Genomic DNA, 25900 nt, shown 5'->3' with positions numbered 1-25900 from the left:
GGCGCGCGGATCGCGGGATTCTGGTCCAGCGTGCAACCATCCAGCACCCGTACCGGTCTGGCCTCGTATGAACGGATCGATGACGGGGACACGGTCGCAGTGCGTGGCGGGGGCCGCGGCGGCCGTGGTGCTGGTGGCGCTGGCCGTGACGGTGACGGCCGGCCGCAAGGTTCCGGTGGCCGCCGTCGCCGGCGGGGCGCCCGCCACGAGGCCGGAGCTGACGCTCACCGACACGAGGAGCACGTACTACATCCCCCGCTACCGCGAGCCGGTCCGGGACCACCTTCCGGGGGAGTACCGGGTCAGGCTGAAGGTCCGGGAGCCGCACGTCGTCAAGGACGTCAAGGTACGTATCGACCTGGCCGTCCTCAAGGGCAGGGCGGACGTCAGCTGGGTCAATCAGGGATACAAGTGCGGCATGGCGGACCAGGTCATGACCTGCGCACTGGGGGACGTCGAACAGGGCGCACTGTTCACCCCGTTCACCCTGACGCCCCGGCCAGGGGCCGCCGCAGGACCGGCCGGGGCCATCACCACCACCGTGACCAGCGCCGACGCGCCCACCGTCCGGCACACCACACACGTGATCGTCGGCGAGCCGGTCATCACGGCCCGCCAGTCCTCCAAGCGGACCGGTGTCGCGCCCGGCTCCGCGCTGCACCTGACACCCGCCTTCGGGAACAAGGGGGACACCGGCATCGACGACGGCCTGACCGTGCTCGTCCAGGCCACCGAGGCGACACTGCGGCGCCTGCACGGCAACTGCCGCTACGACAAGGCCGTCGCGCCCACCAAGGCGCAGTGCGACTTCGCCGGGCCGCTCCCGGCCGGTACGGCGTACGAGACCGACGCGCCGCTCACGGCGGAGACCGGTGCCACGGCGATGCACGGCCGCATCTCCTACACCGTGCTGCGGGCCCACGACACGGCCGCGTTCGACCAACAGCTGCTGCCCGCCTCGGCCCCGCGCGGCACCGGCGCCCCGCTCGGCCTGCGCCCGGTCGACGGCAGCGGCGGCGACTTCGTCCCGTCGCAGCACTCGTACGCGGACCTGGCCACCGGCGGCCTGGACTTCGACTCGACGCAGACCGACGACCTCCGGGCGGTCGGCTTCACGATCAAGGGCAAGGTGGGCGAGGTCGTCGACGTCCAGGTGCCCTACCCGACGAACTTCACCGACGCCGACATGGAGGTGACGCTGCCCGAAGGCGTCAGCCTCGTCCCCGTGCCACGCGGCGAGCACACCAGCGACATGGTCTACTGCGAGCCGGGCAAGGCCGGGGACGGGCCGGGCAAGGCCGGAAACGGACTGGTCGAGTGCCACGGCTGGCAGGTCGGCGGCACCTGGCTGCGCGCCCGTATCGACCGGCGCGTCCAGGGAGCCCGGGGGTCGGTCCACGCGACCTCCGGCCCGGAGAGCGACCCGGACCAGGCGAACGACACGGCACCGGTCACGGTCGAATACACCGGCTGAACCGGGATCGGAACCGGAACCGGGATTGGAACCGGAACCGGGATCGGAACCGGAATGGGAACCGGCGGGCGGGCCGTCGGCGGGTGGAGTGCAGTGGACCACTCGCCCGGCGAAGCCGTTCCGCCGTGCGCCCGTTGCCCGTACCGTTCGGTGCGTCACGCGAGTTCCGCCGCACCGCACGGTGCGCCCGGCAGACGACCGCAGGAGGACATGTGACCAGCGCAGTCGAGCACAGCTCCGTCGAGGTGAACGGCGTCCGGCTGCACATCGCCGAACAGGGGCAGGGGCCGCTGGTCCTGCTCCTGCACGGCTTCCCGGAATGCTGGTACTCCTGGCGCCACCAGTTCGCGCCGCTGGCCGCGGCCGGGTACCGCGTCGTGGCGCCGGACCAGCGCGGTTACGCGCGCAGCGACCAGCCGGCCGACATCGCCTCGTACACCATGCTGCACCTGACCGGCGATGTGATCGGCCTGATCCACGCGCTGGGGGAGGAGCAGGCGGTCGTCGTCGGCCACGACTGGGGTGCCCCGGTGGCCTGGACGACGGCGCTGCTGCGCCCGGACGTGGTGCGCGGTGTCGTCGGGCTGAGCGTGCCGCCGGCCCCGCGCTCGCCCGTGGCGCCGCTGGCCCGTCTGCGGGAGCTGCTCGGGGACGGCTTCTACCAGGTCTACTTCCAGGAGCCGGGCGTCGCCGACGCCGAGCTGGCCCAGAACCCCACCGCCACCTTCCGCGCCATACTGTCCAACGGCTCCGGTGACAGCCCGTTCACCGACCCGCCCCGTCCGTGGGTCGTCCCGGAGGGCGCCAAGCTGCTGGACACGATGCCCGAACCCGAGGAACTGCCCGGCTGGCTGACCGAGGAGGACGTGCGGGCCTTCGTCGGCGAGTACGCCCGGCACGGTGCCCGCGCCTTCACCGGCGGCCTGAACTGGTACCGCAACATCGACCGCAGCTGGGAACTCCTGGCGCCGTTCCAGGGCCGCGGCATCGACATGCCCGCCCTGTACCTGGCGGGCGACCGCGACCTGGTCCGGGCCTTCCCCGGCGTGGACGAGCTGCTGCCCGCCCTGGAGCGGGCGATGCCGAACCTGCGCCAGGCCCCGCCCCTGGCCGGCTGCGGCCACTGGACGCAGCAGGAGCGGCCGGACGAGGTCAACACCGCGCTGCTGGAGTTCCTGGCGGAGCTGCCCGCGGCGAAGTGACCGTACGAGCCGGGGGCGCACGCCAGGCGCGGGCGTGCGCCCCCGCCGTCACGCGAGCCCGGCGAGCACCCGGGCGAACTCGGCCGGCCGGCTGACGTACCCGACGTGCGACGCGGCCAGATCGTGCACGTCGAACGGATTGTCCGGGGTCAGCGCGTCGGCCGCGGCGATCATGCGGTCCTGGACGGCGAGCGGGATGCTGCGGTCCTCGGTGAGCCGCAGGAAACTGTGCGGCACCTGGCCCCACCGGTCGGCGCGCACCACACCGTCCGGGGCCACCACCGCGTAACTCTCGTCCGGGTCCATCGAGTCCAGCAGCGCCCGGAACAGGTCGTCCGAGGCGTCCGCCATGATCGCGGCCTTCAGCTGCGCGAACAGCTCCGGATCGGCCTGCGCGGCGCGCCAGTTCAGCCGGGCGAAGCCGTTGGCCTGCGTACCGGGCAGCTCGATCCGCGCCGCCGCGGCGTCGAGCAGGTTCTCCTCGCCCTCGGGGACGTCCCACGCCTCGGTGAGCATCCGGGCGTCGCTGAGGCAGATCGCGGAGATGTAGACGATACGGGCGAGCAGCTCCGGTACGGCGTTGCCGACGGCGCTGATCGTGACGCCGCCGAGGCTGTTGCCGGCGAGGATCACCGGGCCGTGCCCGGCGAGCCGCCGTACGACGCCGACGACGTGGCGGACGTTGTCCTCCAGCGTGACGCCGCGCATCGGTGACGGCTCGGCCGCCAGGGCGCGGGCGTCCTGCCGGGGGCTGTAGTACGCGGCCGGGCGGCGGGCGCCGAAGCCGTGTCCGGGCAGGTCGACGGCGTACGAGCGGTGGCCGAGCAGGGCCAGTTCGTTGCGCAGGGGGCCCCAGGCCTGGGCGTTGCTGGAGCCGCCGTGCACGAAGAGGAAGGTGGGCCGGGCGGCGGTGGGTGCGGAAGGCATGGCTGAGCGGTCCTCGTCATCGGAGGGCGGAAGGTGGTCGCGCGCGCCGAAGCCGCCGCCGGTGCGGTCCGGCGGCGGCTTCAGCGCGTGGAGCGGGTGCGCGAGAGCTGCACCTTGATGACGAAACCCATGGGGCACACGGTAACCAGCCGCATCGGCCGGCGCACGGGCATTACGTACGGGCATTACGTACGGGCTCGGCGCCCCGTGCGGAGGCCGGCCCGGGGCTCCCCCCGGCGTGGGCGGACTCGGACTCCCCCGGGCGTGGGCGGACGCGGGCTCCCCGGTGCGTGGGCGGACGCGGGCTCCCCGTTCGAGGGCGGACCCGGGCCCGCCTTCCGTCCCGCCGCTACACCGTGGCCTCGGCCTCCTCCGCCATCTCCCGCGCGCGCTCGGCGAGCTTGCTGTGCCGCCGGCCGTACCCGAAGTACAGCGCGAGGCCGACCGCGAGCCAGACCAGGAAACCGACCCAGGTGATCAGCTGGAGGTTGAGCATCAGGTACAGGCAGCACAGCAGCGAGACCAGCGGGATGACCGGCACCCACGGCGTGCGGAAGGCGCGGGGCAGGTCGGGCGCCGTACGCCGCATGATCAGTACGCTGGCCGAGACCGACGCGAAGGCGAACAGGGTGCCGATGTTGACCATCTCGGCGAGCAGGTCGAACTTCAGGAAGGCCGCCAGCCCCGCCATGATCAGGGCCAGCACCATCAGGTTGATCTTCGGGGTGCCGTGCCGCGGATCCACCTTGGACAGCGCCTTCGGCAGCAGCCCGTCCCGGGCCATCGCGAAGATCACCCGGCTCTGCGACCGGAAGCAGATCAGACTCACCGCGGCCAGGCCGACCACCGCGCCGAGACTGATGACCGTGGCGAAGAACGGATGGCCCTTGGCGGTGAACGCGTCCGCCAGCGGAGCCTTGACCGACAGCTCCGAATAGTGCTGCATTCCGGTGACCACCAGGCACACCGCCACGTACAGCACGGTGACGACGACCAGCGAGGCGATGATGCCGATGGGCAGATCGCGCTGCGGCTTCTTGGTCTCCTCGGCTGAGGTCGCCACCATGTCGAAACCGATGTAGGCGAAGAAGACCATGGCGGCGGCGCTCAGAATTCCGCTGATGCCGAATGCCGTCGGGGTGATGCCCGTCAAAAGCTGCAACAGCGGGGCCTGCAGGCCGGACACCTCGGCGGTGTGCTGGGCCTCGGGCACGAAGGGGTGGTAATTCGCGGTGTCGATGAAGAACAGGCCCGCGACGATCACCAGCAGCACGATCGCCAGCTTGATGCCGACCAGCACATTGGTGACGCCCTTGGACAGCTTTCCGCCGACGACGAGCACCGCGCCCAGGACGAGCACCAGAAGCGCCGCGGGCAGGTTCACCACGGAGTCGTCGCCCCCGCTCAGCGCGGCGGGCAGGTGCAGGCCGACGCCGTTGAGCATCGACTGGAGATAACCGGACCAGCCGACCGCCACCACCGCGGTGGCCAGCGTCAGTTCCAGGCTCAGTGCCCAGCCGATGATCCAGGCCGGCAGTTCGCCCAGCGACGTGTACGAATACGAGTACGCGGACCCCGCGACCGGTACCGACGAGGCGAATTCGGCGTAACACAGCGCGGCGCAGGCGCAGACCGCGGCGGCGACGACGAAGGAGAGCGCCACGGCGGGCCCGGCCATGTTCCGGGCCACCGTACCGGTCAGCACGAAGATTCCGGTGCCGAGAATGACACCGACCCCGAGGATGGTCAGATCGAACGCGGAAAGGTCCCGGCGAAGTTGTTGTTCGCCCTCTCCACGAGCCTCCTTGACGGCTCGCTCCAAAGGCTTTTTGCGCAGCAGACTCACGGTGGGTATTCCGAACTCTCTCAGGGGTACGGGAAACGGTCGTACGCGTTCCCGGTCGGAGTGTCCGTCAGGCATCCGCGTCCTCGCAACGTAACGCTCCGGCGTCTCAAATGCTGGGACCGGCGCCGGGACGCGGCGCACCGCCCGCACGGAAGAACCGACCGGTACGACACCGCGTCGCCGCGCTACCGCGGCGGAAATTCCGCCGCCGGGCCGGCCCCTTCGGCTACAGTGAAGACATGGCTTCCTGGTACTACTACATCTGAGACCGGGCGTGACCGCGAGCGGCTGACTTCCCGCCGCCCCGCCGTACGACCGGCAGCGCCGCCGACCGCGCAGACCACCTGCCCGGGCCGCCGCGCCGATTCCGCGGTCACCTTCCTCCCGCAGCCGCACTTCACCGCATGTTGCTCAGCCGCTTCCCGTTTTCCGTTGCGTGCTGTCAGCGGTGTGCCACCGCGCGCTGCCTTCCCGGCCTCCATCGGAATCCGGCCCCCGTGCGCTCCGCGCGCGGCGCGGCCACGACGTACCCAGGGAATTCCCGTGCGCCACCGCGCCCAACTGACCATGACGGACGTCTCCCGCACCTACGGTGACCGAACCGTGCTGGAACAGGTCTCGCTGACCGTACGCCCCGGCGAAAGAGTCGGCGTCATCGGAGAGAACGGCTCCGGCAAATCCACCCTGCTCCGGCTGCTGGCCGGAGCCGAGAAACCGGACGCGGGCGAGATCACCGTGTCCTTCCCCGGCGGCACCGGCCACCTCGGCCAGACCTCCGGCCTCGACCCCCGCGGCACCGTCCAGGACGCCGTCGACGCCGCCCTCGCCGAACTGCGCGCCCTCGAAGCCCGCATCCGCGCCGCGGAAGCCACCCTGGCCACCGCCACCCCGGACGAACTCGACGCGTACGGCGAGCTGTTGACCACGTACGACGAGCGCGGCGGCTACCGGGCGGACGCCCGGGTGGCCGCGGCCCTGCACGGCCTCGGCCTGGGCCACCTCGCCCGCGACCGGGCGCTCGGCTCGCTCTCCGGCGGTGAACAGTCGCGGCTCTCGCTCGCCTGCGTACTGGCCGCCGCGCCCGAACTGCTCCTGCTGGACGAGCCGACCAACCACCTCGACCACCAGGCCGTCACCTGGCTGGCGGCCCACCTGAAAGCACACCGCGGCACGGTGGTCCTCGTCACCCATGACCGCGCCCTGCTCGAAACGGCCACCTCCGCCATCCTGGAGGTCGACCGCGACCTGCGGACCGTCACCCGGTACGGCGACGGCTGGCAGGGCTACCGGACGGCGAAGGCCGCGGCCCGCCGCCGCTGGGCGCAGGACCACGACGAGTGGCGGGCGGAGGTCGCCCGGACCGCCGAGCTGGCCGACTCGGCCGGCCGGCGGCTCGCAGGCACCGGCAAGGACCCCCACGAAGGCTTCGGCAAGCACCGCCGCTCGCACGAAGCGAAGCTGTCCGGCCAGGTCAGGGCGGCCAGACAGCGCCTGGAGCGGCTCCGGCGCCACCCGGTGCCGCCGCCGCCCGTACCGCTCCGGTTCACCGCGGAGCTGCGTACGTACGCGGACGCACCAGCCCTGGAAGCCGGCGGCCCCGCCGAGCCGGCCCCGGAAACCGCCGAGCCGGCCGTCAAGCTGGCCCCGGAAACCGCCGAGCCGGCCCCGGAAACCGCCGAGCCGGCCGCCGAGCCGGCCCCGGAAACCGCCGAGCCGGCCCCGCAAGCCGGCGCCCCCGCCGAACCCCGCACCTCAAACCGTCCCCGCGCCCCCCACCACCCCCACACCTCCCACCGTTCCCGTTCCCGTCCCCTCGCCGAACTGACCGGCGTCACCGTCGGCGACCGGCTGCGCATCGCGGAGCTGGCCGTGCTGCCCGGCGACCGCATCCTGGTGACCGGCCCGAACGGCGCGGGCAAGACCACGCTGCTGCGCGTCCTCGCCGGTGACCTGCGCCCCGACACGGGCACCGTGCGCCGGCCGGCCCGTACCGGATACCTGGCGCAGGAACTGTCCGCCGCACCGCCCCGGCAGTCCCTGCTCGCCGCCTTCGCCGCCGGGCTCCCCGGCCCGCCCGAGGAGCACGCGCCCGGGCTGCTGGCCCTCGGCCTGTTCCGGGAGGCGGACCTGGCGGTCCCGGTGGCGGCCCTCTCCGTCGGCCAGCGGCGGCGGCTGGAGCTGGCGCGTCTGGTGACGCGCCCCGCCGACCTGCTCGTCCTGGACGAACCGACCAACCACGTCTCCCTCGCCCTGGTCGAGGAGTTGGAGGAGGCGCTGGCCGCCTACCGTGGCGCGGTGGTCGTGGTCTCCCACGACCGTCGCTTCCGCGGCGGGTTCCAGGGCCGGGAGCTGGCGCTCGACGGCGGCCGGCCGGTAGGGGAGCGGGAGCGCGTCGCGCAGCGCCGCTGACCCTGGGGCGGCGGTCGCGCTCCGAGTGCGCCCGCCGCCCCGAGGGCCGAGAGTGGAGAGGAAGCCCGCGAGGAAAGGGTGAAGGAGCAACCAGTCCGGTGGTGGAGGGGCATGGCGGCGCCGGTACCACCGTTACGCGGCGTCCGACCCGCACCGGTGCGCGCCCCACGGGCACCACCGGCCGCGCGCATCACATCCGAACCGTCCGCACACGTTGCAACCGTCGAAAACCGGGCACCCGCCACACCGTCAGGACATCAAGACATCCACGTCATCACCGCCAAGGCTGTCACGACTGTCAGTCGGTGAACCGCGAATCCTGAGGAGGAAGCGCCATGCACCTTTCGCTCCTTCAACCGATCATCGACCGGCCGGGCCCCTGGGCATCCGTGTACGCCGAAGTGCCGCACACCACCGAGGACGCGGCCAAGCAGTGCGAGCTGTCGGCGGACGCGGCGGCCCGACAGCTCGCGGAGCAAGGGGCGGACCGGGCCACGTGCGACGCCGTACGGGAGGCCCTGGCCGGCGTCCGCGCCGACGGCGACGGCACGGCCCTGTCCGGGCACGCCGTCTTCGCCACGGACGGCGAGGTCGTCCTGGACGCGCCGCTCTCCGGCCGCCCCGCCAGGTCGTTCGCCACCTGGTCGCCGCTGCCCCGGATCACCCCCTGGGCCGAGGCCGCCGCGGACGACACCCGGTGCCTGGTCGTGTACGTGGACCGGGAGGGCGCCGACTTCGCGCTCCACAGCGACCAGGGCGCACGGGACGCCGGTACGGTCGACGGCCTGGACTGGCCGATCCACCGCACCTCGACGGCGGACTGGTCCGAACGGCACTTCCAGACCGCGGTCGAGAACACCTGGGACCAGAACGCCGGCGAGATCGCCGAGGCCGCGCAGCGGGTCTTCGCCAGCTGCGGCGCCAAGGTCATGCTGCTGGCCGGCGACCCCCGCGAGCGCCGCACGGTCCACGAAAAGCTCCCCGAGCAACTGCGCGCCGTCACCTACGAGACCGACCACGGCGGCCGGGCCGCGGGCTCCGAGAGCACCGCGCTCGAACGCGACATCGCCCAGGTACGCGCCGCCTACGAGCGCGACCACGTGGCCGACGTCCTCGACCGCTTCCGGGCGGGCGCCGGAGTGGGCGGCACGGACCCCGCGTACGCCGCCACCGGCGTACCGGCCCTCGTCGAGGCAGCACGCGAACACCGCATCGACACCCTGATCATCACCCCCGGCGGCGCCGACGCCGGCCGCGAGGTCTGGGTGGGCCCCGGCGCCGACCAACTGGCCGTCCGCAACTCCGAACTCCAGTACCTCGGCGAGACCAACCCCTCGGCCGCCCGCGCGGACGACGCCCTCCTCCGCTCGGCCGCCGCCAACGGCGCCGACGCCGTGGTCGTCCGCGACCCCGCCGAAGCCCCCACCGGCGGCCTCGGCGCCCTCCTCCGCTGGAGCACACCGACCCAGCACGAGTAGGAAACGCACACCGGAAGGACCGGCACCCGGCAGTGTCCGCTCTGCCTGGGGCCGGTCTTTTTTGTGTACGGGGGGTGATGTCGCGCCGTACCTGCAACTGGTCCAGCAGGTGCGCCAGGCTCTGCGGCCGGGGCTGCTGTCCGAGGGACCGCCGATGTCGCGCTCACCTTCCCGCCGGCCACGTCCGGGAATGTCACGTTCCTCCGGTCCGGCACCGGCTCGGACGTCCGCGTGGACGTACGGGTGTCCAGGCCCGGCGACTGGGTCGTCTCCGGCGCCACCCCGGTCCTCGACCGCTCGGGCCACGAGACCAGCCACAGCCTGGCCTGCGCGCGGAGCGCGGCGCCGGCCGACGGCGAAGAGGCAGCAGGCTGCTCCGACCCCACGGGCCTGCACACGCGGATCGCGTATCAGCCCGGGGACCGTTACTGGGACTTCCAGTGGACGGAGACCGCGCTCCACCTCGCCCTCGCGCTGCTGGCGGGCGGCTTCTGCGCCTGGTGGCTGCGCCGCCGCAGGAGCTGATGCGGGCGGGCCCGTGCGGTGCGCTCCTTCCGCCGGGGCCGGCCGTCAGGTCCAGGGCTGCCCCGGCAGACGGGGCCGAGCTGGTCAGGCGGAGCCGTGGGAACCGGCTGAAGGCGCCGTGACCTGCTTGCTGCCGGCCTCGGTGAAGACCGTCACGTCGACTCGACCTTCCTTTCGCTCGTCCTCCTGTGGCCCACGCTCGCAGGCTAGGAGCGGGCGTGCCGGGCGGGACAGGGCGCACGTTCCGCGCCCGGTCGCGGGAGGCGGGCGCACGCCGGGCGGTACGGCGCGTCCGTCCCACTGGGCGCGGGTGCCTCAGCCGGGCGGGGCGGTGCGTAGGGCTGGGCGCGGCGTTGACGGCCGCGTTACGGTCCAGAGGGTGCGCCCGACGTGCCGGTGAGCCGAGATTCGAGGAGGTCGCCTTGGCCCGTACCGCTCCGCCTCCCGGCGCCGTGATCCGCGCCCGGCTCGACGCCGTGCGTGACGCGCTGCTGTCACTCGCCCGTGAGCTGCACGCGCACCCTGAGACGGCCTTCGCCGAGCACCGCGCCGCCGATGCCCTGACCCGCCTGCTGGCGGACGCCGGCTTCGCCGTGGAACGCGGTACGGCCGGACTGCCGACCGCCTTCACCGCCACCGCGGGGCCGGCCGACGCCGACCTGACCGTGGGGCTGTGCCTGGAGTACGACGCGCTGCCCGACCTCGGCCACGCCTGCGGACACCACCTGATCGCCGCTGCCGGGGCGGGTGCCGCCCTCGCGCTGGCGGCGGTCGCCGGTGACCTCGGGCTGCGGGTGAAGGCGCTGGGCACGCCGGCGGAGGAGGGGGGCGGCGGCAAGATCCTCATGCTCGACGCGGGGGCCTTCGACGACGTGTCGTGCGCGATGATGGTCCACCCGGGCCCGGCGGACGACTTCGGCGGGACGTCCAGGGCCGCACGCGGCGTCGAGGCCGAGTACCGAGGCCGTGCCGCGCACGCGGCCGTCGCCCCGTACGACGGCGTGAACGCCGCCGACGCGTGCGTGGTGGCCCAGACCGCGCTGGCCCTGCTGCGCCAGCAACTGCCCGACGGCGTACGGATGCACGGCATCGTCACGCACGGCGGCGACCGCACCAACATCATCCCGGCCCGGTCCCGGATCAGCTGGCAGCTGCGCGCCGACACCCTGGAGGAGCTGGAGACCCTGTGGCCGCGCGTCCGGGCCTGCTTCGAGGCGGGCGCGGTGGCCACCGGCTGCGAGCTGACGCTGACCGAACCGGCCGCCGCCTACGCGGACCTGCGCCAGGACGCGTGGCTCGGCGAGACCTACGCGCGCCACGTACGGGCGCTGGGCCGTGACCCGGAGCCCGCGGCCTTCATCGGGGCCTCCACCGACATGGGCAACATCAGCCACTTCCTGCCCGCCATCCACCCCACCATCGGCCTGTCCTGCCGCGCCCGGCCGCACACGGCGGAGTTCGCCGAGGTGACCGCCGGTGAGCATGCCGACCGGGCGGTGCTGGACGGCGCCCTGGCCATGGCGCTGACGGCCGCCGACCTGGCCGCCGACCCGGACCGGCGGGCCCGGATCACGGCGGCGCACCGGGCCAGGGCCGGGGCCGCGGGCGCCCGTCAGCGGCGCTCGTCGGCCGGTTCGCCCTCGGGGTGACCGGCCGCGTTCTGCTGCTCCTCCAGGTTGGTGGAGAACGTGTCCCCTTCCTTGCCGACCCGCTCGTCCTCGTCCTCGTCACCCGTGACGTCCAGCTCCGCGTCCTCGAACTCCTTGATCACCTCGTCGGCGGCGGAGTCGGTGTGCTTGCGGTCGATTCCCATGGAGCAGTCCTTCCTGTGGGCCCGTCGGCCGTGCGGTCCGGCGGGCCGGTCGTCCGGCCGGCCCCGCGGCCCCGGCCTGCGGGGCGGCGCGGTGGCCGGGCACCCGTGTCCCACCGGGTGCCGCACGTCCCACCGGGTTCCCTGCCGTGCGGTGATCATGCCCGGGGCCGCGGCGGCCCGTTCGCCCGTACGGGTTTCCCGCCCCGTTCGGGGGCTACCCGGTGCGACGGCCGCTCGCGGCGGACCGGGGACGGGCGTCCGGCCGGTCCCGGTTCCGCCGCGCCACCGGAACCAGGAGGTACGTGGGATGTTCCGAGCGATCGCGGACGTGCTGAGGGCCGTGGGCGGCACGCTCGCGGCAGTGGTCACCCTGCCGTTCAGGGCGCTGGCCCGGTTGTTCGGGGGCGCTTCGCGTTCGGCCCGCTGATCCACACCGCCGCTCAGCCGCGCGTACGTGAAGGGGGACAGCCGCCACCCGGCCGTACCCCTTCACGTACGCATCCGCCGGACCTCAGCCCGTCGGCGCCGGCCGGTTCCAGTGCCGGTGTGCCGCCACCGCGTCCGCGAAGGCCTCCGTGAAGCCCTGGGCCGTCGCGCCGCCCGTCAGGCGGTCCGTGACGATGCCCGCGTCGGAGACGGTCGCGTCCCCGTCGGCGGCCGTGCGCAGCCCGTCCGGCAGCAGGTCCGCCAGCTTGGCCACGCTTGCGCCCAGGGCGCCGACCGGCTTGCCGTGACGGTAGGCGTTGCGGACGAACCGCAGCGCCGCGTCGTCGGCCGCCGCGTCGCCGGAGTCCAGCCCGCCCGGGGGCAGCAGCACCGCGTCGTAGAGCACCGAGGCGACGGTGGGCAGCGCCCGGTCCACGGCGAGCGTGCTGCCGTCCTTGTCCTGGACGGTGCCGTCCTGCGGGGCGAGCAGCTCCACGTTCGCGCCCCGCTCGGTCAGCGCGTCACGGACCGCGATCGTCGGGGCGGCGTCCACGCCGTCGGAGACCAGTACGGCGATCTGCCGGGTGCTGATCGAGCCGTCCCCGCGGTTGTTCTCCAGGCTCAGCGCGGGGGAGCGGGCCGGCTGCGGCGTGTCCGGGCGCTCCGGCGGCGCGGGTACGCCGATGCCCTCGGCGACCGCGACGGCCAGCGCGTGGTCCACGTACGAGAGCTGCTCGACCGTACGGGCGCGGACCTCCTTGGCCCCCACCTTGCCCAGCTCGAAGCGGAACGCGTCGATGATGTGCTGCTGCTCCCAGTCGGCCATGCTGTGCCAGAACATCGCGGTCTGGGTGTAGTGGTCCGCGAAGCTGGGGCTGCGGCGGCGGATCTTCCGGCCGTCCACGCGCTCGGTGTAGTGCCGGAAGGCCGGGTCGTCCGGGTCGGCCAGGGCCGGGCAGCCGCCGCCGAGTGAGTTCGGGTGGTAGTTGGCGCCCCGGTGGATCTCGCTCTGGTGGTATCCGTCGCGCTGGTGGTTGCGGGCCGGGGTGACCGGCCGGTTCACCGGGAGCTGGGCGAAGTTCGGCCCGCCGAGCCGGATGAGCTGGGTGTCCAGGTAGGAGAAGTTACGGGCCTGGAGCAGCGGGTCGTTGGTGAAGTCGATGCCCGGCACGACGTTGGCCGTGTGGAACGCGACCTGCTCGGTCTCGGCGAAGAAGTTGTCCGGGTTGCGGTCGAGCACCATCCGGCCGATGGGCTGCACCGGGACCTGCTCCTCCGGGATGATCTTGGTGGCGTCCAGCAGGTCGAAGTCGAAGGCGTGCTCGTCGGCCTCCGGCACCAGTTGCACGCCCAGCTCCCACTCGGGGTACCGGCCGGCCTCGATGCTGTCCCACAGGTCGCGGCGGTTGAAGTCGGGATCCCGGCCCTGGGTCTCCTGGGCCTCGTCCCACACCAGGGAGTGCACGCCCAGCTTCGGCTTCCAGTGGAATTTCACGAAGGTGCCTTGACCCTGCGCGTTGACGAAGCGGAAGGTGTGCACGCCGAAGCCCTGCATCATCCGGTAGCTGCGCGGGATGGCCCGGTCGGACATCAGCCACATGATCGTGTGCAGGGTCTCGGGCTGCAGGGAGACGAAGTCCCACAGCGTGTCGTGCGCCGAGGCACCCGTCGGTATGTCGTTGTGCGGCTCCGGTTTCACCGCGTGCACGAAGTCCGGGAACTTGATGCCGTCCTGGATGAAGAAGACCGGGAAATTGTTCCCGACCAGGTCGTAATTGCCCTCCGAGGTGTAGAACTTCGTCGCGAAGCCGCGTACGTCACGCACGGTGTCGGCCGAGCCGCGCGGGCCCTGCACGGTGGAGAACCGGACGAACACCGGCGTCTTCACGTCCGGGTCCTGGAGAAAGGCCGCCCGGGTGAATTCGGCGCACGACCGGTACGGCTGGAAATAGCCGTACGCACCCGCTCCACGGGCGTGCACCACCCGCTCCGGAATCCGCTCGTGGTCGAAGCGGGTCAGCTTCTCCCGGAAGTGGAAGTCCTCCATCAGCGTCGGCCCGCGCTCGCCCGCCTGGAGGGAATCGTCGGTGTGGTCGACCGGCACGCCCTGGTCGGTCGTCATGGGCCCGGAAGCCGGGTCCGCGGCGCGGAAGCGGTCACGCTGTTCTTGCTTCGGGTCGGCCATCGAAATACTGCTCCTTGTCTGCCCGGTCCACACGCGTGGCAGCGCCCGCACGGCGAATGCGCGCCGCGTGCGGCGGCCCGTCGCAAGGGCACTCCGGCGTGCCGGGTATCCGATCGGCCGAATGGCCAAACATGCGTTTCGGGCCGGTCGGATGACGGCCCGCAGCGACGCGTGAGCGCTCCGCAGGCGAGTCGGTGCTGATCGTCCTATGCTCGGGAGTACAGACGCTGGGCGTATGCCGCGTGCCTGGTCGGACCCGGTATGCGGGCAGCCGGAGGTTGCCCGGTCGGTGTGCCTCCGCCGTCTCGGAGACGACGCCCGGACCCCGCGTCCGTTGGGAGAGTGATCCCGTGAGCACAGCCGCCACGGCTCCGTCACGCCGCCGACGAGCCTTTCCGGACACACCGGACGCGGCCGAGACGAACGCCGTTTTCTCGCGCCTGGCAGAACTGCCCGAAGGTCCGGAGAAGCGGCGGCTGCGCGACGAACTGACTCGTGCCTGGCTGCCCATGGCCGTACGTCTCGCGCTGCGCTTCCGGGACCGCGGTGAAAGCATGGACGATTTGAAACAGGTCGCCGCGCTGGGCTTGGTGAAGGCCATCGGCGGGTACCGGCCGGAACGTGGCAGCGCATTCGAAAGTTACGCCATCCCCACCATCGTCGGCGAGGTCAAGCGGCATTTCCGGGACTGCACCTGGGGCGTGCACGTACCCCGTCGTGTCCAGGAACTCCGCAATACCGTGCGGCTCGCCGTACGCGAACTGTCCACGGCCTCCGACAGCCGTTTCCCGACCGTCGCGGAGATCGCCGAACGCACCCGGCTCTCCGCCGACGACGTCATCCTGGGCCTGGAAGCCATCGAAAGCTACAAGACCCTTTCGCTGGATGCCGAGCGGCCGGGCGCCGACGACGATTTCGCCCTGCGTGACAGTATCGGTTTCACCGAGTCGCAGTACGAGCTGGTGCTCGCCCGGGAAACGGTGCGGGACGGACTGCGCGGCCTTCCGGAGCGTGAGCGCCGCATCCTGTACATGCGGTTCTTCTGCGACATGACGCAGAGCCGTATCGGCGAGGAGCTGGGGCTGTCCCAGATGCATGTGTGCCGTCTCATCAAGCGGACCTGCGCGCGCATCCGCGAGCAGGCCGACGGGACCGGCCCCGAGGCGCCCGCCAGTTCGGTTGCGGCGTGAGCCGGTGGAATGACATGCGGTCCTGCCTTTCCTGGTAGGACCGCAGTAGCAGTGCTGGACACAATGGTGGAGAAGGGCCGGCTTTACATGGGCGACTGCCAGATGACGTTCGTTCCCGGGGTGCCGTCGTGGGCCACCCTCCTGACGGGGGACCTCGACGTCGCGACGCGTTTCTACGGACCGCTGCTGGGCTGGCGGTTCGAGGCCGGACCGGACCGGTGGGGCCCGTACGTGCGGGCGATGGCCGGGGACACGGCGGTGGCGGGGCTGAGCGCGGCCGCCCGCCACACCGAACTGCCCAACGCGTGGACGACGTACTTCGGGACGCGCAACGCCGACGACGCGGCGAACGGGGTCCGTGAGCGCGGCGGCACGGTCGCCATCGGACCGCTGGACTTCGACGCGGGCCGGCTGGCGCTGGCCGCCGACCCGGCCGGGGCCAACTTCGGCCTGTGGGAGTGCCGCGAGAGCACCCCGCAGCCGCACCGGCAGGCGGTGGGCACCGGCGCGCCGGTCTGGGTGGAGCTGCGCACCAGGGACGCCTTCGACGCCGCGCGGTTCTACGGAGACCTCTTCGGCTGGCACAGCGACGCGGACGACAGCCCCTTCGACGTGCGCTGGGAGGACGAGCGGGTGGTGCTCAGCGTCGAGGAGCGGGACGCGGTGGGCCTGTACGGCGGCGCGATCGAGGCGGCGGCCGACCCGCAGGTCCGGCCGCGCTGGAACATCCACTTCCAGGTGCCGAGCGTCGAGGAGGCGGTGGAGACCGCGAAGAAGCTCGGCGGCCAGGTGGAGTCCCAGGCCGAACGCACCTCGCACGGCCCCGTGGCCGAACTGCGCGACCCGGAAGGCACCCTCTTCCACATCATCGCCCCCTTCTGAGCCCGCCCGCGCCGGGCTACCGCACCGCCACCAGCACCGCGTCCTCGCCGAACTGCCAGACCGGTGCGGCGTGCCGGAATCCGGCCCGGCGCAGCAGCCGCACGTGGTGGGCCAGGGGCATCCCGTTGTGCACCCGGTGCGGGGTGTGCCGGGCCCGGCGGGCGGTGAACGGGCCGGCCAGTTCGGGGTCGGCGGCGGCAGCGGCCCACCAGGACGCCCAGTCCTCGCGGCCGGGCGGCCGCTGCCGTTCGGCCCGCCGCAGCCCCACCTGCGCGGCCACCTCCGCCGCCTGGTCCCCCCGGGGGCTGCGGAACCGGTCGCTGTTGACCAGTACGCCGCCGGGCCGTACGAGGCGGGCCAGGTCCTCGTACGCCCGGCGCAGCGCGTCCGGCGCCAGGCAGTGCAGCGCCGTCGAGGAGACCGCCGCGTCCAGGGGGCGCTCCAGGTCCAGGACATCGGTCCAGCCGGGCGCGCCGACCGGTGCCTCGACGAAGCGCACCGCGTCGCCGTGGTGGGTCCGGCCCAGGGCCAGCAGGACGGGGTCCTTGTCGACGGCCACGACGTCCGCGCGGGGCAGCCGCCGGGCCAGCCGCGCGGCCAGCGACCCGGGCCCGCATCCGAGGTCGAGGACCAGTGCCCGTTCCTGCCGGCCGGCCACTTTCTCGACGGCGTCGGCGACGACCGTGAAGCGCTCCTCACGGTCGATCGCGTACCGCTGCTGCTGCCGTTCCCACCGCCGCACCCACAGGGCGGCCGTAGCCGTACTCAGTCCCATCCGCCCGCGCCACCTCAGCCGTTTCTCACCTGTTCGCCCGGTGGGCCTCAACCTACAGGTGAAAACGGTTTCCAATGGCGTGTTGTCACTCCAAAGGGGTCAGGCGCGTACCCGGGCCGGGCCGCGCGCTCCGTTCAGGCACACGCCCCCAGCACCTCCAGCAGCCGGTCGATCTCCGCCGGGGAGTTGTACGCGTGCAGGCTCACCCGGACCGAGTGCTGCCGCTCACCTCCGCTGCCCTGGCACAGGCTGTCCGAGCGGACCATGAAGCCGTGGTCGAACAGCGCGAAGCCGAGGTCACCCGAGTCGACGGCGTGGTGCCGGAAGGTCACGATGCCCTGCCGCCGCTGTACGTCCGTGTCGGCCGCCAGGCTGCGCCGGCAGCCCAGCACCTCGTACGCGGGCAGGTGGCGCAGGCCCTCGGTCAGCCGCGCGGCCAGCGCGGTGGTCCACCGTTCGACGCGGCCGGTGCCCACCGAGTCCAGCCAGTCGAAGGCGGCCAGCAAGCTCCGGATGCCGGTGGTGTTGGGGCTGCCGTCCCACCCGCCGGGCACGAACGCCGGGCCCCGCGCGTTACGGGCCCACACGGCCCCCGAGCCGGGCAGCGCCAGCGCCTTGTGCCCGGAGAAGACGGCGAAGTCCACGTCCAGGTCCGCCAGCGACACGGGGATGTGCCCCACACTCTGGGCCGCGTCCAGGCAGATCGGCACGTCGGGCCCCACCGCCTGCCGGATGCGGTGCACGTTCATGTCACCGCCGTACACGTGATGGACGTGGGTCACCGCCACGAACCGGGTCCGCGGCCCGGCCAGCGCGGCCAGGGCCGCCGGGTCGTAGTCCCCGGACCCCGCCTGGTACGGCATCGGGCGGACCCGGATCCGCAGGCCCTGCCGGGCGAGCAGGTCCCGGACCTCCAGCCACGGGACGATGTTCGCCTGGTGGTCGGCGAGCGGCACCACGATCTCGTCGCCGTCCCCCAGGTGGCCGGCCAGCCAGTCGAGCGCGACGGCGCGCAGCCCCTGCGTCGCCCCGCTCACGAAGTGCACCCCGGAGCGCTCCGGATCCGGATCGCCGAGGAACTCCTTGATCCGCTGCCGGGTCTGCTCGACCAGCGCCGTGGTGCGGTTCGCCCAGGTGTACGTGCCGCGCCCGGCATTGGCGTTGCCGGTGGTGAGGTAGTGCTGTACGGCGTCCAGGACGGCCTGCGGCTTCTGTGTCGTGGCGGCGTTGTCCAGGTAGGCGAGGTGCGGGGCGCCGGTGATGATGGGGAACTGGGCGCGTACGCCGGTGTGCCACGCGTGCAGATCGTCCAGGACCGCGGTGGCGGGCGCGTTCGTCGTGGTCATCGGCGTCACTCCCGTACCAGCGGGGCGCCCGCGTCGCGCCAGGCGATGATGCCGCCGCGCAGACTGCGGATGTCGGGGTGGCCCATGCGCGCCAGCAGCGCGGCGTACTTCGCGGACTGCTCGCCGACCGGACAGGCCAGCAGGACGGGGCGGCTCTTGCTGAACGGCAGCCCGCCGCGCACCAGTTCACCGAAGAGCTCGTCGACGATGTTGACCGACCCGGCGATGTGCAGCGCGGTGTAGGCGAACGGGCTGCGCAGGTCCACGACGAGCGGCCGGTCGCGCTCGATCCACCGTACGGCGTCCTCGACGCCGATGTCCGGTGCCCGGCGCACCTCGGCGTCGGAGAGGGTGGCGACGGAGTTCGGCTGCGGCGGCCGGCCCAGCAGCTCGGGCCGCCGCTGCCGTACGTAGCCGAGATAGCTCTCGATGCGGTCGCACACGATGAACACGGCGGTCTGGCGCCCGGCCGGGCCGTCAGGCTCCGGCCCGGTGTCCAGCGCGCGCAGGTGCCGCACGGCACCGAAGTACGCCGCTCCGCTGGTCGGACCGGCCAGGATGCCGCACCGCCGGGCCAGCGTCAGCATCCCGTCGATCGCCTCGTCGGCGGTGACGGAGGCGATCGTGTCGTACGTCCCCGGGTCGAACAGCCCGACCTCCTGCACCTCGTCGATGGTGCGGATGCCGGGCACGAAGTCCGCCTTGTGCGAGACCAGCCCGACCACGCCCACCCCGGGATCGTGCTCCCGCAGCACCCGTGCCACCCCGGTCGACGAGCCGGCCGTGCCGACGCAGGCGATGAACCAGTCCGGCGCCCGGCCGTCCAGATCCTTGACGATCTCCGGGCCGGTGCCTTCCACGTGGGCCTGTGTGTTGCGGTCGTTGTAGTACTGGTCCGTGTACAGGTACGCGCTGCCCGGCTCGGTGAGCGTCTGGTGGAAGTGGGTCAGCGGGTCGTCGGTGTTGGTCGGGTCGAGACACTCGGTCTGTCCCGGCAGCTCCTCGACCTCCGCGCCCAGCAGCAGCAGGAGGTCCTTGACCTCCGGTATGCGCATCCGGTTCGTGACGCTCTTGAACGGCACCCCGTGCATCCCGGCGAGCACGGCCAGCGCCTTGGCGGTGTTGCCGCTGGACAGCTCGATGACGGTACGGTCCTCGTCCGCGGCGGCGGGCAGCCCCGCCCGCACCATGTTCCAGGCGGCCCGGTCCTTGACCGAGCCGAACGGGTTGAGCATCTCCAGCTTGGCGTACAGCTCGACGGTGCGCAGGCCGTGCACGGACGGATCGATGCGTACCAGCGGGGTGTTGCCGATGGCGTCGGTGATGCGCTCGAACCTCATGCAGACCCTTTCGTCCGGCGGTTGACGTGCGGCCAGTACTGTTCGTCCAGGCACCAGTGCCAGGAGGCGGCCTCCCGGTCCGCGTCGTCCGCCGGACCGTCCTGCCACACGGCGACCTTGCGGGCGACGGGCTGCTGCTGGGCCTCGTCGGCGCTGAAGTCCATGCAGTAGCCGGCGGTGTTCGCGAAGGCCAGCAGGTCCCCGGGGCGCGGCGCGCGCGGCAGGTGGACCGCGCGCCGGGTGATCATGTCGGCCTCCAGGCAGAGGTTGCCGGCGAGGAAGCACGCCACCGGCCCGGCGTCCGGGGCGCCACCCGGCGCGCCCCGCGGGACGAGGACCGGGTCGACGAGGACACCGTGCTCCTCCAGGCCGATGTCGTCGGCGTTCGCGTCCAGGCGCACCAGCAGCTGGCCGGAGCCCGTACGGTCGCCGGAAGCCGCGGGCCCGGCACCGGGAGCGTCCGTACGGTCAGCTGCCTCCGCGCGGTCCGTGGCCTCCGTACGGCGTACCTCCAGCACCCGTGCCAAGGTGACCCCGCACTGGTCCACCAGCGCGCGCCCGGGCTCGGTGTGCAGCTCGTACAGGTTCTCCAGCAGCAGGGTGGCCAGCGGGCGGCCCAGGGAGGGGGCGGGGAGGGAGAGGAGCGCGTCCAGGTACTGGGCGCCGGCGGTCGGGCGGTGCGCCGGGTAGAGCGCCAGCGCGCCGCGCAGGGTGCCGTTGTCGTTGCGCAGGCCGTAGGTGTGCCGGCGCCAGGTCATGGGCGGGCGGGTGCCCAGCGCGGCGTTGGTCAGCTCGGTCGTGTACCGCTGCCACTGCGCGCCGTCGGCGAGGTAGTCGGTGCCGAAGCCGCCGCCGATGTCGACGGCGCGCGGTGCGAAGCCCCGCGCCCGGCAGGTGTCCAGCGCCTTGACGCACCCTTCGAGCGCCACCGCCTTCTCGGCCGGGCTGGTCGTGTCGAGGTGGTAGCCCACACCGGTCAGCTCCACCGCGTCGCTGTGCCGTTCCACCGACTTCAGCAGGCCGTCCAGCTCCGCTTCCGCCGTGCCGAAGCGGCTCTGCCGGGTCAGCAGCTTGACACCGGGGGTGCAGAAGCCGGAGAGCCGCAGCAGGATGCGGACGCGCGGGAGGCCGTAATCCCGTACCAGCGCGGCCAGTTCGTCCAGTTCCACCGGGCTGTCGATGTTCACGGTGGTGCCCGAGCGGGCCGCCAGCCACAGGAATTCCGGGTTCTTCGGCCCGGTCGCCATGATGCGGTCCGGTACGAATCCGGACCCCAGGGCGTGCTGGAGTTCGCCGAGGGAGGCGACGTCCACGGCCGCCTCGGTGGCGGCGAGCCGGCGGAGCAGGGCGCTGGAGCGGTTCGCCTTGTGCGCGAAGAAGATGCCGCCGCTGAGGTGGTGCCTTCGGTAGACGGCCCGGAAGGCGGCCAGGTTCTCGGCCATGCGGTCCGGTAACACGACGTTCAGCGGCGATCCGAGCCCGCCGGTGAGCGTATGGAGGAACGTCCGCGCGCGGAGCAGGGACGCCAGCCGGGACTCCAACCGCGGTTCCAGGTACAAGGGAACGTCCATACGCAATACTTCCCCCGGTACGGACCCCAGGCCACCTCATCCGCGGAAACGGCGCGTGCCGGGCCGGCCGCGGGCGCGGCCGGCCCGCGGCGGTCACCCGGCGGCGGTACGGGACTCCGTCAGGTGCCGGACGCCGGACCGTACGGCCCAGAAGAAGACCGCGAGCGCGAAGGCCGCCACGACCAGCGAGTCGTACGGCGCCGGCAGCCGGGTGGCGCCCCCGAAGCTGCCCAGCCAGGACAGTACGGTCAGCACCGCCAGGTACGTCACCAGCCAGGCACCGGTACGCAGTTCGGTGCGCAGCGGCAGGCGCCGCCCGGCCCCGTCCCGGTCGCCGACGGTGTCCGCCGCGCCGTTGCCGGAGCGCCGCATGGCCAGGAAGACCAGCAGCCCGGCGAGGACCAGCGGCAGCGCCAGGCGCAGGGTGTGCCAGCCCGACCAGTACACGAACTCGCTCGCCACCACGAAGCTGACCGGCGCGATCCAGCGCAGCCCCGGCACCCAGCCGGTGGTGCTGCTCCCCGGGTCGGCGAGGAAGACCGCCGCGGCGACCGCGGAGGCCCCGTAGATCAGCAGGTACATGTTGCCCATGACGCTGACGATGTCCTGCCAGCCGCCGAACGGCAGCAGGAAGATCACGATCACCGCGAGGTTGATCGCCAGCGCCCGGCGCGGTACGCCGAACCGCGCGTTGACCTTCATGAAGAACCGGGGGATCGTACGGTTCTTGGCGAGCGCGTAGGTGTGCCGGGCGTTGATGGCCACGCCCACGTACGCCGAGCCGCCCGGGGAGATCACCGCGTCCGCGTACAGCAGGCTGGACAGCCAGTGCAGGTTGAGGATCAGCGCCAGCTGCCCGAACGGCGACTCGAAGGAGACACCCTTCCAGCCGCCGCCGAGCAGACTCTCGGGGACGGTGAACAGGAACGCCACCTGGAGGGCCAGGTACATGGCGACGGCCAGCGCGATGCCGGTGAGGACGGCGGCGGGGATGGTCTTGCGGGGGTTGCGGGCCTCGCCGGAGAAGTCCAGTGGCGCCTGGAAGCCGTTGACCGAGTAGACGATGCCGCCGCCGGCCAGCGCGGTCAGGCAGGCGGCGTACCCGTACGGCGCGAAGCCGCCGTGGTCGGTCAGGCGGCCCTCGTGCCAGCCGGAGGCGATGAGCGCGACGACGGTGACCACCGGGACCGCGATCTTGAACACCGAGACCAGGTTGTTCAGCCGCGCGAACATCCGCACCGCGAACCAGTTCAGCGCCGTCAGCACCACGCTGAGCGCGGCGGCGACGCCCACACCGGTCAGGGTCAAGGTGTGGCCGCTGTACAGCCCGGGTACGTAGTGCGCCGCGTACTGCATGATCGCGCTGATCTCGGCCGCGGTGCCGCCCACCGAGAGCAGCACCGACCAGCCCACCAGGGTGCCGACCAGCCGGCCGTTGGCGAACAGCGGCCAGCGGACCGTACCGCCGCCCTCCGGCCGCGACGCGCCCAGCTCGATCATGACCAGCGCGACCAGGCCGCACAGCAGGCCCGCGCCGATCCAGGACAGCAGGGAGGCGGGGCCGGCTGTCTGGGCCGCGTACAGGGCGGCGAACAGCCAGCCGGACCCCACGATGTTCGAGAATCCGATCGCGGTGAGCCCCCAGAACCCCAGGTCCCGGCGCAATCGGCGCTCCTGCGCCACCACGGGCGCACCGGCCTCGTCGACCTCACCCGTCACCTGACGTTCCGACACCGAACTTCCTCCCTGACGTCCCTGCCGACGGCGGCCGCCGCCCGCGCGCGGCGTGCACCGCACATGCATCACCACAACAGTCACGGACGGCACACATTCCTCTTCAGTCACACCGTCCGCCGCCGATGCCGGACGTGCACATGCGGATTCTGCCGTTCCGTGGCAGTGAAGACGCACGTCACCACGCACGACCGGGCATTCGGTGTCCGAATTGCCCGGTCATGGTGGTGGCGCTCCGGCGGCAACCGCGGTGGTACGCCTGCCGGGAGGGAGGGAGATTACGGCTGTGTGAAATCTGCGGCCGGACGTTCGAATCGTCCCGTTTCGGCCGGTCAGCTGCGCAGCGGGCCCTCACACGTGTACGACGCGCTGCCGGCCCGGCCGTCGGACCAGAGGTCCACGGGCCCGAAGAAGCAGTCCATGTCGGCGAGGTTGTCGGCCGCCGGGCCGGCCCGGTCCAGCAGGAAGTAATCGACGGTCTCCGACATGTCGGCGAAGATCCGGTCCGCGTCGCGGGCGTCGGAGAGGTTGGCGGTGATCCGGCCGGTGCAGGTGAAGCGGGCCCGGCCGGCCGTCTCGCCGCTGCCCGTGCAGGCCGGCGTGAGGTAGGTCGCCGCCGCGATGGCCGCCCGGACCTCGGCCGGCTCGGCGAAGCGCAGCGAGGCGACCGGGTGGAAGGTGGTGCTGGGCACGTACAGGTCGTCCACCTCGGCGATCCGCGCGTCGAGGAACGCGTCGTACGCCCGTTGCAACGCCGAGTCCGCGCCCAGCCTGCTCCGCCAGGCGTCGAACCCCTTCGGGTCGTCGGCGCGCGCATAGCCGTACATCTCCCGCAGCAGCGACGGCCGCTGCTGCCACAGGAACGCGAAGAAGGTGCCGGCGTAGTTGTAGAAGCGGAAGCCGTCACCGGCGTACGTGGCGTGCAGCAGCCGGTCGACGCTCATCCGCGGCCCACCGCCGGCCGTGTCCGCGATGACCCCCTTGACCAGCGATTTCCGCACCCGGACCCCGTCGTCACGGGTGGCGCCGGCGAAGAACTCGGCGGTGCCCTCGTCCATGGCCGTGGTCAGGTCGCCGGTGTACCAGGGCGCCTCGCCGAAGCTGCCGGGCACCGCCCAGCGGCCGTTGAGGTAGTGGGTGTACTCGTGCCGGAAGAGCTCTTCCAGGGTGAGTGAGGAATCCTGCGGCACCCGGCGCTGATAGGTGTAGAAGGTCGCCCCGTTCTCGATGTAGACGCCGCCGTTGTCGGTGCCCATACCGGTCAGCAGCGGATGCATGATCTCGTACTCGGCGCGGGACGCGTACAGGTGGACGTGGAGCGTGGCGTTGGTGTCGCCGGCCAGCGGCCGGTCGGTGCCGAGCACCCGGAAGAACTGGGCTTTGACCTTCTTGCTCGCGTAGTAGAGCTGGTCGACGGTGGTCCGGTCGAGCGCGGTACGGACTTCGAGGCCGCCGCGGTCGTAGCGGTACGTGTTCGGGAAGATCTCGTTCTCGATCTGCTGGAGGCAGACGCCGTAGCGCGCGCAGGCACCGAAATAGTTCAGCCAGCCCGCCACCTTGGCCCAAGGGGCGCTGCGGCGCCCGAAGTTGGTCTCCGCGACGGACAGCAGGCTGCCGAGGTCGCTGACGACGGCGGGCTTGAGGGCGTCGATCTGCCCGAAGCGGCCGTACTCGCCCAGCGCGTCGCGCACCGCCCAGGCGTTCGCCGTCCCCTTCAGGTGCGTGTGTCCGGAGAAGGCGCGGAAGGCGGCGCGGTACGGGGCGTCGGCGGTGACGGCGGCCCGGAAGGCGGTGTCGTTGTTGCCCGGGTACACGCCGAGGTAGTTGACGGTGAGGGCGGCGAGGGCGGCCCCGCCCCACATCGGGTCGGTGGCGGTCGGCGTACCGGGCCCCATGGTGCCCAGCACCCGTCTCACCAGCGGCAGTTGGTGCTGGCGCAGCCCTGGCGCGCTCGCCGCGGTGAGGGCTTCGCGCAGCGTCTCGGCGTTGTGCCGGGTGGGCTCGAAGGTGCGCGCGGCGGTCCCGTACGCGGCGACGGCGGCCCGCATCGCCTCGACCGTGGGCGCGTCCGTGACATCGATCTCGTCGCGCGAGAAGTCGTGGTACACGACGGCGTGCAGGTAGGTGAACAGCTCGTACAGGTGGGTGGCGTCGGTCCCGTCGTGACCCGGCGCGAGCGCGCCGGCCCGGCGGGCCACGGCCTGGACGTGCGCCCGCGACATCACGGGGGCGAGCCGTGCGTCCCACGTCCAGATCAGCCCGCGCAGACAGCCTTCGGCGGTGACGGCCGGGTCGGTGAGGAAGTCCGCGAGCGCTTCCGGACCGAGGCGGGTCAGCGCGTCGAGGGTGCACGGGGCCGCGGTGCCCGGGCGGTGGGCGGTGGCGCCCCGTACCAGGTCGCCGGGGGTGCGGCCCCGGGGGACGAGGCCGTTGCCGGGCGGCAGGTCCCGCGCCGCCGGCTCGGGGGCGTCGGCGAACCGGGCGGCCCGGTCGGTGTCGTCCGCCTGGTGGGCGCGGGCCGCCGCCGGCGGGCCGGCCGACGGCCGGCCGGGCGCCGCTCCGTGGGCGGCCTGCGCCGCGGGGAGTGCGAGTCCCAGCGACAGGACGGCGCTGAGCAGGCCCTTGCGCACAGTGCGTAACGGAAACACCGGCTGCTCCTGTGTAGAGGGGTGGAGGGCACGTACGCGCGCACGGACGGCCAACTGCCGCTGCATACCTGGCAGTTGAGCGACGGCCCGGCCGTCGCGCGCCCCGTAACCTAGTAATGTGACATTGCA

General features: G+C 72.7%; 18 protein-coding genes and 1 pseudogene. 9 read left to right on the top strand and 10 right to left on the bottom strand.

The window, feature by feature from the left end; translation table 11 throughout:
* The first annotated feature begins 79 nt into the window (after positions 1-79).
* A complete protein-coding gene (locus AB0L45_RS07985) occupies positions 80-1474 on the top strand; it encodes a hypothetical protein (RefSeq protein ID WP_365837293.1) in 1395 nt (464 codons plus the stop codon).
* 212 nt (positions 1475-1686) lie between these two features.
* Positions 1687-2676: an alpha/beta hydrolase gene (locus AB0L45_RS07980; RefSeq protein WP_365837291.1), complete on the top strand. Its 990-nt coding sequence runs from the start codon at positions 1687-1689 to the stop codon at positions 2674-2676.
* A 48-nt stretch (positions 2677-2724) separates the two neighbouring features.
* Here AB0L45_RS07980 and AB0L45_RS07975 read toward each other — a convergent pair whose 3' ends face one another.
* Both AB0L45_RS07975 and AB0L45_RS07970 read right to left on the bottom strand, forming a co-directional pair.
* Complete coding sequence (locus AB0L45_RS07975; protein ID WP_365837289.1) at positions 2725-3603, bottom strand: alpha/beta hydrolase; 879 nt, start codon at positions 3601-3603, stop codon at positions 2725-2727.
* A gap of 352 nt (positions 3604-3955) precedes the next feature.
* Positions 3956-5449 (bottom strand): annotated as a pseudogene (locus tag AB0L45_RS07970) (amino acid permease); the annotation flags it as partial.
* Positions 5450-6016: 567 nt separating this feature from the next.
* Between AB0L45_RS07970 and AB0L45_RS07965 the strand changes: the two are divergent.
* From AB0L45_RS07965 to AB0L45_RS07950, 4 genes are all read left to right on the top strand, one after another.
* The gene (locus AB0L45_RS07965) at positions 6017-7858 is read left to right on the top strand and encodes an ABC-F family ATP-binding cassette domain-containing protein (protein WP_365837495.1); all 1842 of its coding nucleotides are present in this window, start codon (positions 6017-6019) and stop codon (positions 7856-7858) included.
* 335 nt (positions 7859-8193) lie between these two features.
* A complete protein-coding gene (locus AB0L45_RS07960) occupies positions 8194-9336 on the top strand; it encodes a Vms1/Ankzf1 family peptidyl-tRNA hydrolase (protein WP_365837287.1) in 1143 nt (380 codons plus the stop codon).
* Positions 9337-9579: 243 nt separating this feature from the next.
* On the top strand, positions 9580-9861 hold the full coding sequence (locus tag AB0L45_RS07955; protein WP_365837285.1) for a hypothetical protein: 282 nt from the start codon (positions 9580-9582) through the stop codon (positions 9859-9861).
* A gap of 422 nt (positions 9862-10283) precedes the next feature.
* Positions 10284-11510 carry an amidohydrolase gene (locus AB0L45_RS07950; protein ID WP_365837283.1) on the top strand — a complete coding sequence of 409 codons (1227 nt, stop codon included), beginning with the start codon at positions 10284-10286 and terminating at the stop codon, positions 11508-11510.
* Here AB0L45_RS07950 and AB0L45_RS07945 read toward each other — a convergent pair.
* Positions 11474-11674, bottom strand: coding sequence for a hypothetical protein (locus AB0L45_RS07945; RefSeq protein WP_365837281.1), 201 nt, complete (start codon positions 11672-11674; stop codon positions 11474-11476). The two genes, AB0L45_RS07950 and AB0L45_RS07945, sit on opposite strands and share 37 nt — an antisense overlap.
* A gap of 307 nt (positions 11675-11981) precedes the next feature.
* Here AB0L45_RS07945 and AB0L45_RS07940 point away from each other — a divergent pair, with 307 nt between their 5' ends.
* Positions 11982-12101, top strand: coding sequence for an LPFR motif small protein (locus AB0L45_RS07940; protein WP_365837280.1), 120 nt, complete (start codon positions 11982-11984; stop codon positions 12099-12101).
* An 84-nt stretch (positions 12102-12185) separates the two neighbouring features.
* On the opposite strand, the gene AB0L45_RS07935 is transcribed toward AB0L45_RS07940, so the two are convergent.
* Entirely contained in the window at positions 12186-14285 is a 2100-nt protein-coding gene (locus AB0L45_RS07935) for a catalase (RefSeq protein WP_365837278.1), read from the bottom strand.
* A gap of 350 nt (positions 14286-14635) precedes the next feature.
* Here AB0L45_RS07935 and AB0L45_RS07930 point away from each other — a divergent pair, with 350 nt between their 5' ends.
* A complete protein-coding gene (locus AB0L45_RS07930) occupies positions 14636-15475 on the top strand; it encodes a SigB/SigF/SigG family RNA polymerase sigma factor (protein ID WP_365837276.1) in 840 nt (279 codons plus the stop codon).
* 51 nt (positions 15476-15526) lie between these two features.
* Positions 15527-16357 (top strand): VOC family protein, encoded by an 831-nt coding sequence (locus AB0L45_RS07925; protein ID WP_365837274.1) that lies wholly within the window; start codon positions 15527-15529, stop codon positions 16355-16357.
* 16 nt (positions 16358-16373) lie between these two features.
* On the opposite strand, the gene AB0L45_RS07920 is transcribed toward AB0L45_RS07925, so the two are convergent.
* The 6 genes from AB0L45_RS07920 to AB0L45_RS07895 form a co-directional block, all read right to left on the bottom strand.
* Entirely contained in the window at positions 16374-17132 is a 759-nt protein-coding gene (locus tag AB0L45_RS07920; protein WP_365837272.1) for a class I SAM-dependent methyltransferase, read from the bottom strand.
* A gap of 134 nt (positions 17133-17266) precedes the next feature.
* Positions 17267-18478, bottom strand: a complete 1212-nt coding sequence (locus tag AB0L45_RS07915) for an aminotransferase class V-fold PLP-dependent enzyme (RefSeq protein ID WP_365837270.1) — start codon at positions 18476-18478, stop codon at positions 17267-17269.
* Positions 18479-18483: 5 nt separating this feature from the next.
* Positions 18484-19818, bottom strand: a complete 1335-nt coding sequence (locus AB0L45_RS07910) for a pyridoxal-phosphate dependent enzyme (protein WP_365837268.1) — start codon at positions 19816-19818, stop codon at positions 18484-18486.
* Positions 19815-21389 (bottom strand): alanine racemase, encoded by a 1575-nt coding sequence (locus AB0L45_RS07905; RefSeq protein ID WP_365837266.1) that lies wholly within the window; start codon positions 21387-21389, stop codon positions 19815-19817. Before AB0L45_RS07905 ends, AB0L45_RS07910 begins: the two co-directional genes overlap by 4 nt.
* 93 nt (positions 21390-21482) lie before the next feature.
* Positions 21483-23054, bottom strand: a complete 1572-nt coding sequence (locus AB0L45_RS07900; RefSeq protein WP_365837493.1) for an APC family permease — start codon at positions 23052-23054, stop codon at positions 21483-21485.
* A gap of 401 nt (positions 23055-23455) precedes the next feature.
* Entirely contained in the window at positions 23456-25771 is a 2316-nt protein-coding gene (locus AB0L45_RS07895; RefSeq protein WP_365837264.1) for a collagenase, read from the bottom strand.
* Positions 25772-25900 lie beyond the last annotated feature (129 nt).

The sequence above is a fragment of the Streptomyces sp. NPDC052496 genome (assembly GCF_040679095.1).
Lineage (GTDB): Bacteria > Actinomycetota > Actinomycetes > Streptomycetales > Streptomycetaceae > Streptomyces.
Note: the sequence above shows the minus strand (reverse complement) of the source record. Positions and strands in the feature narration are given on the sequence as shown.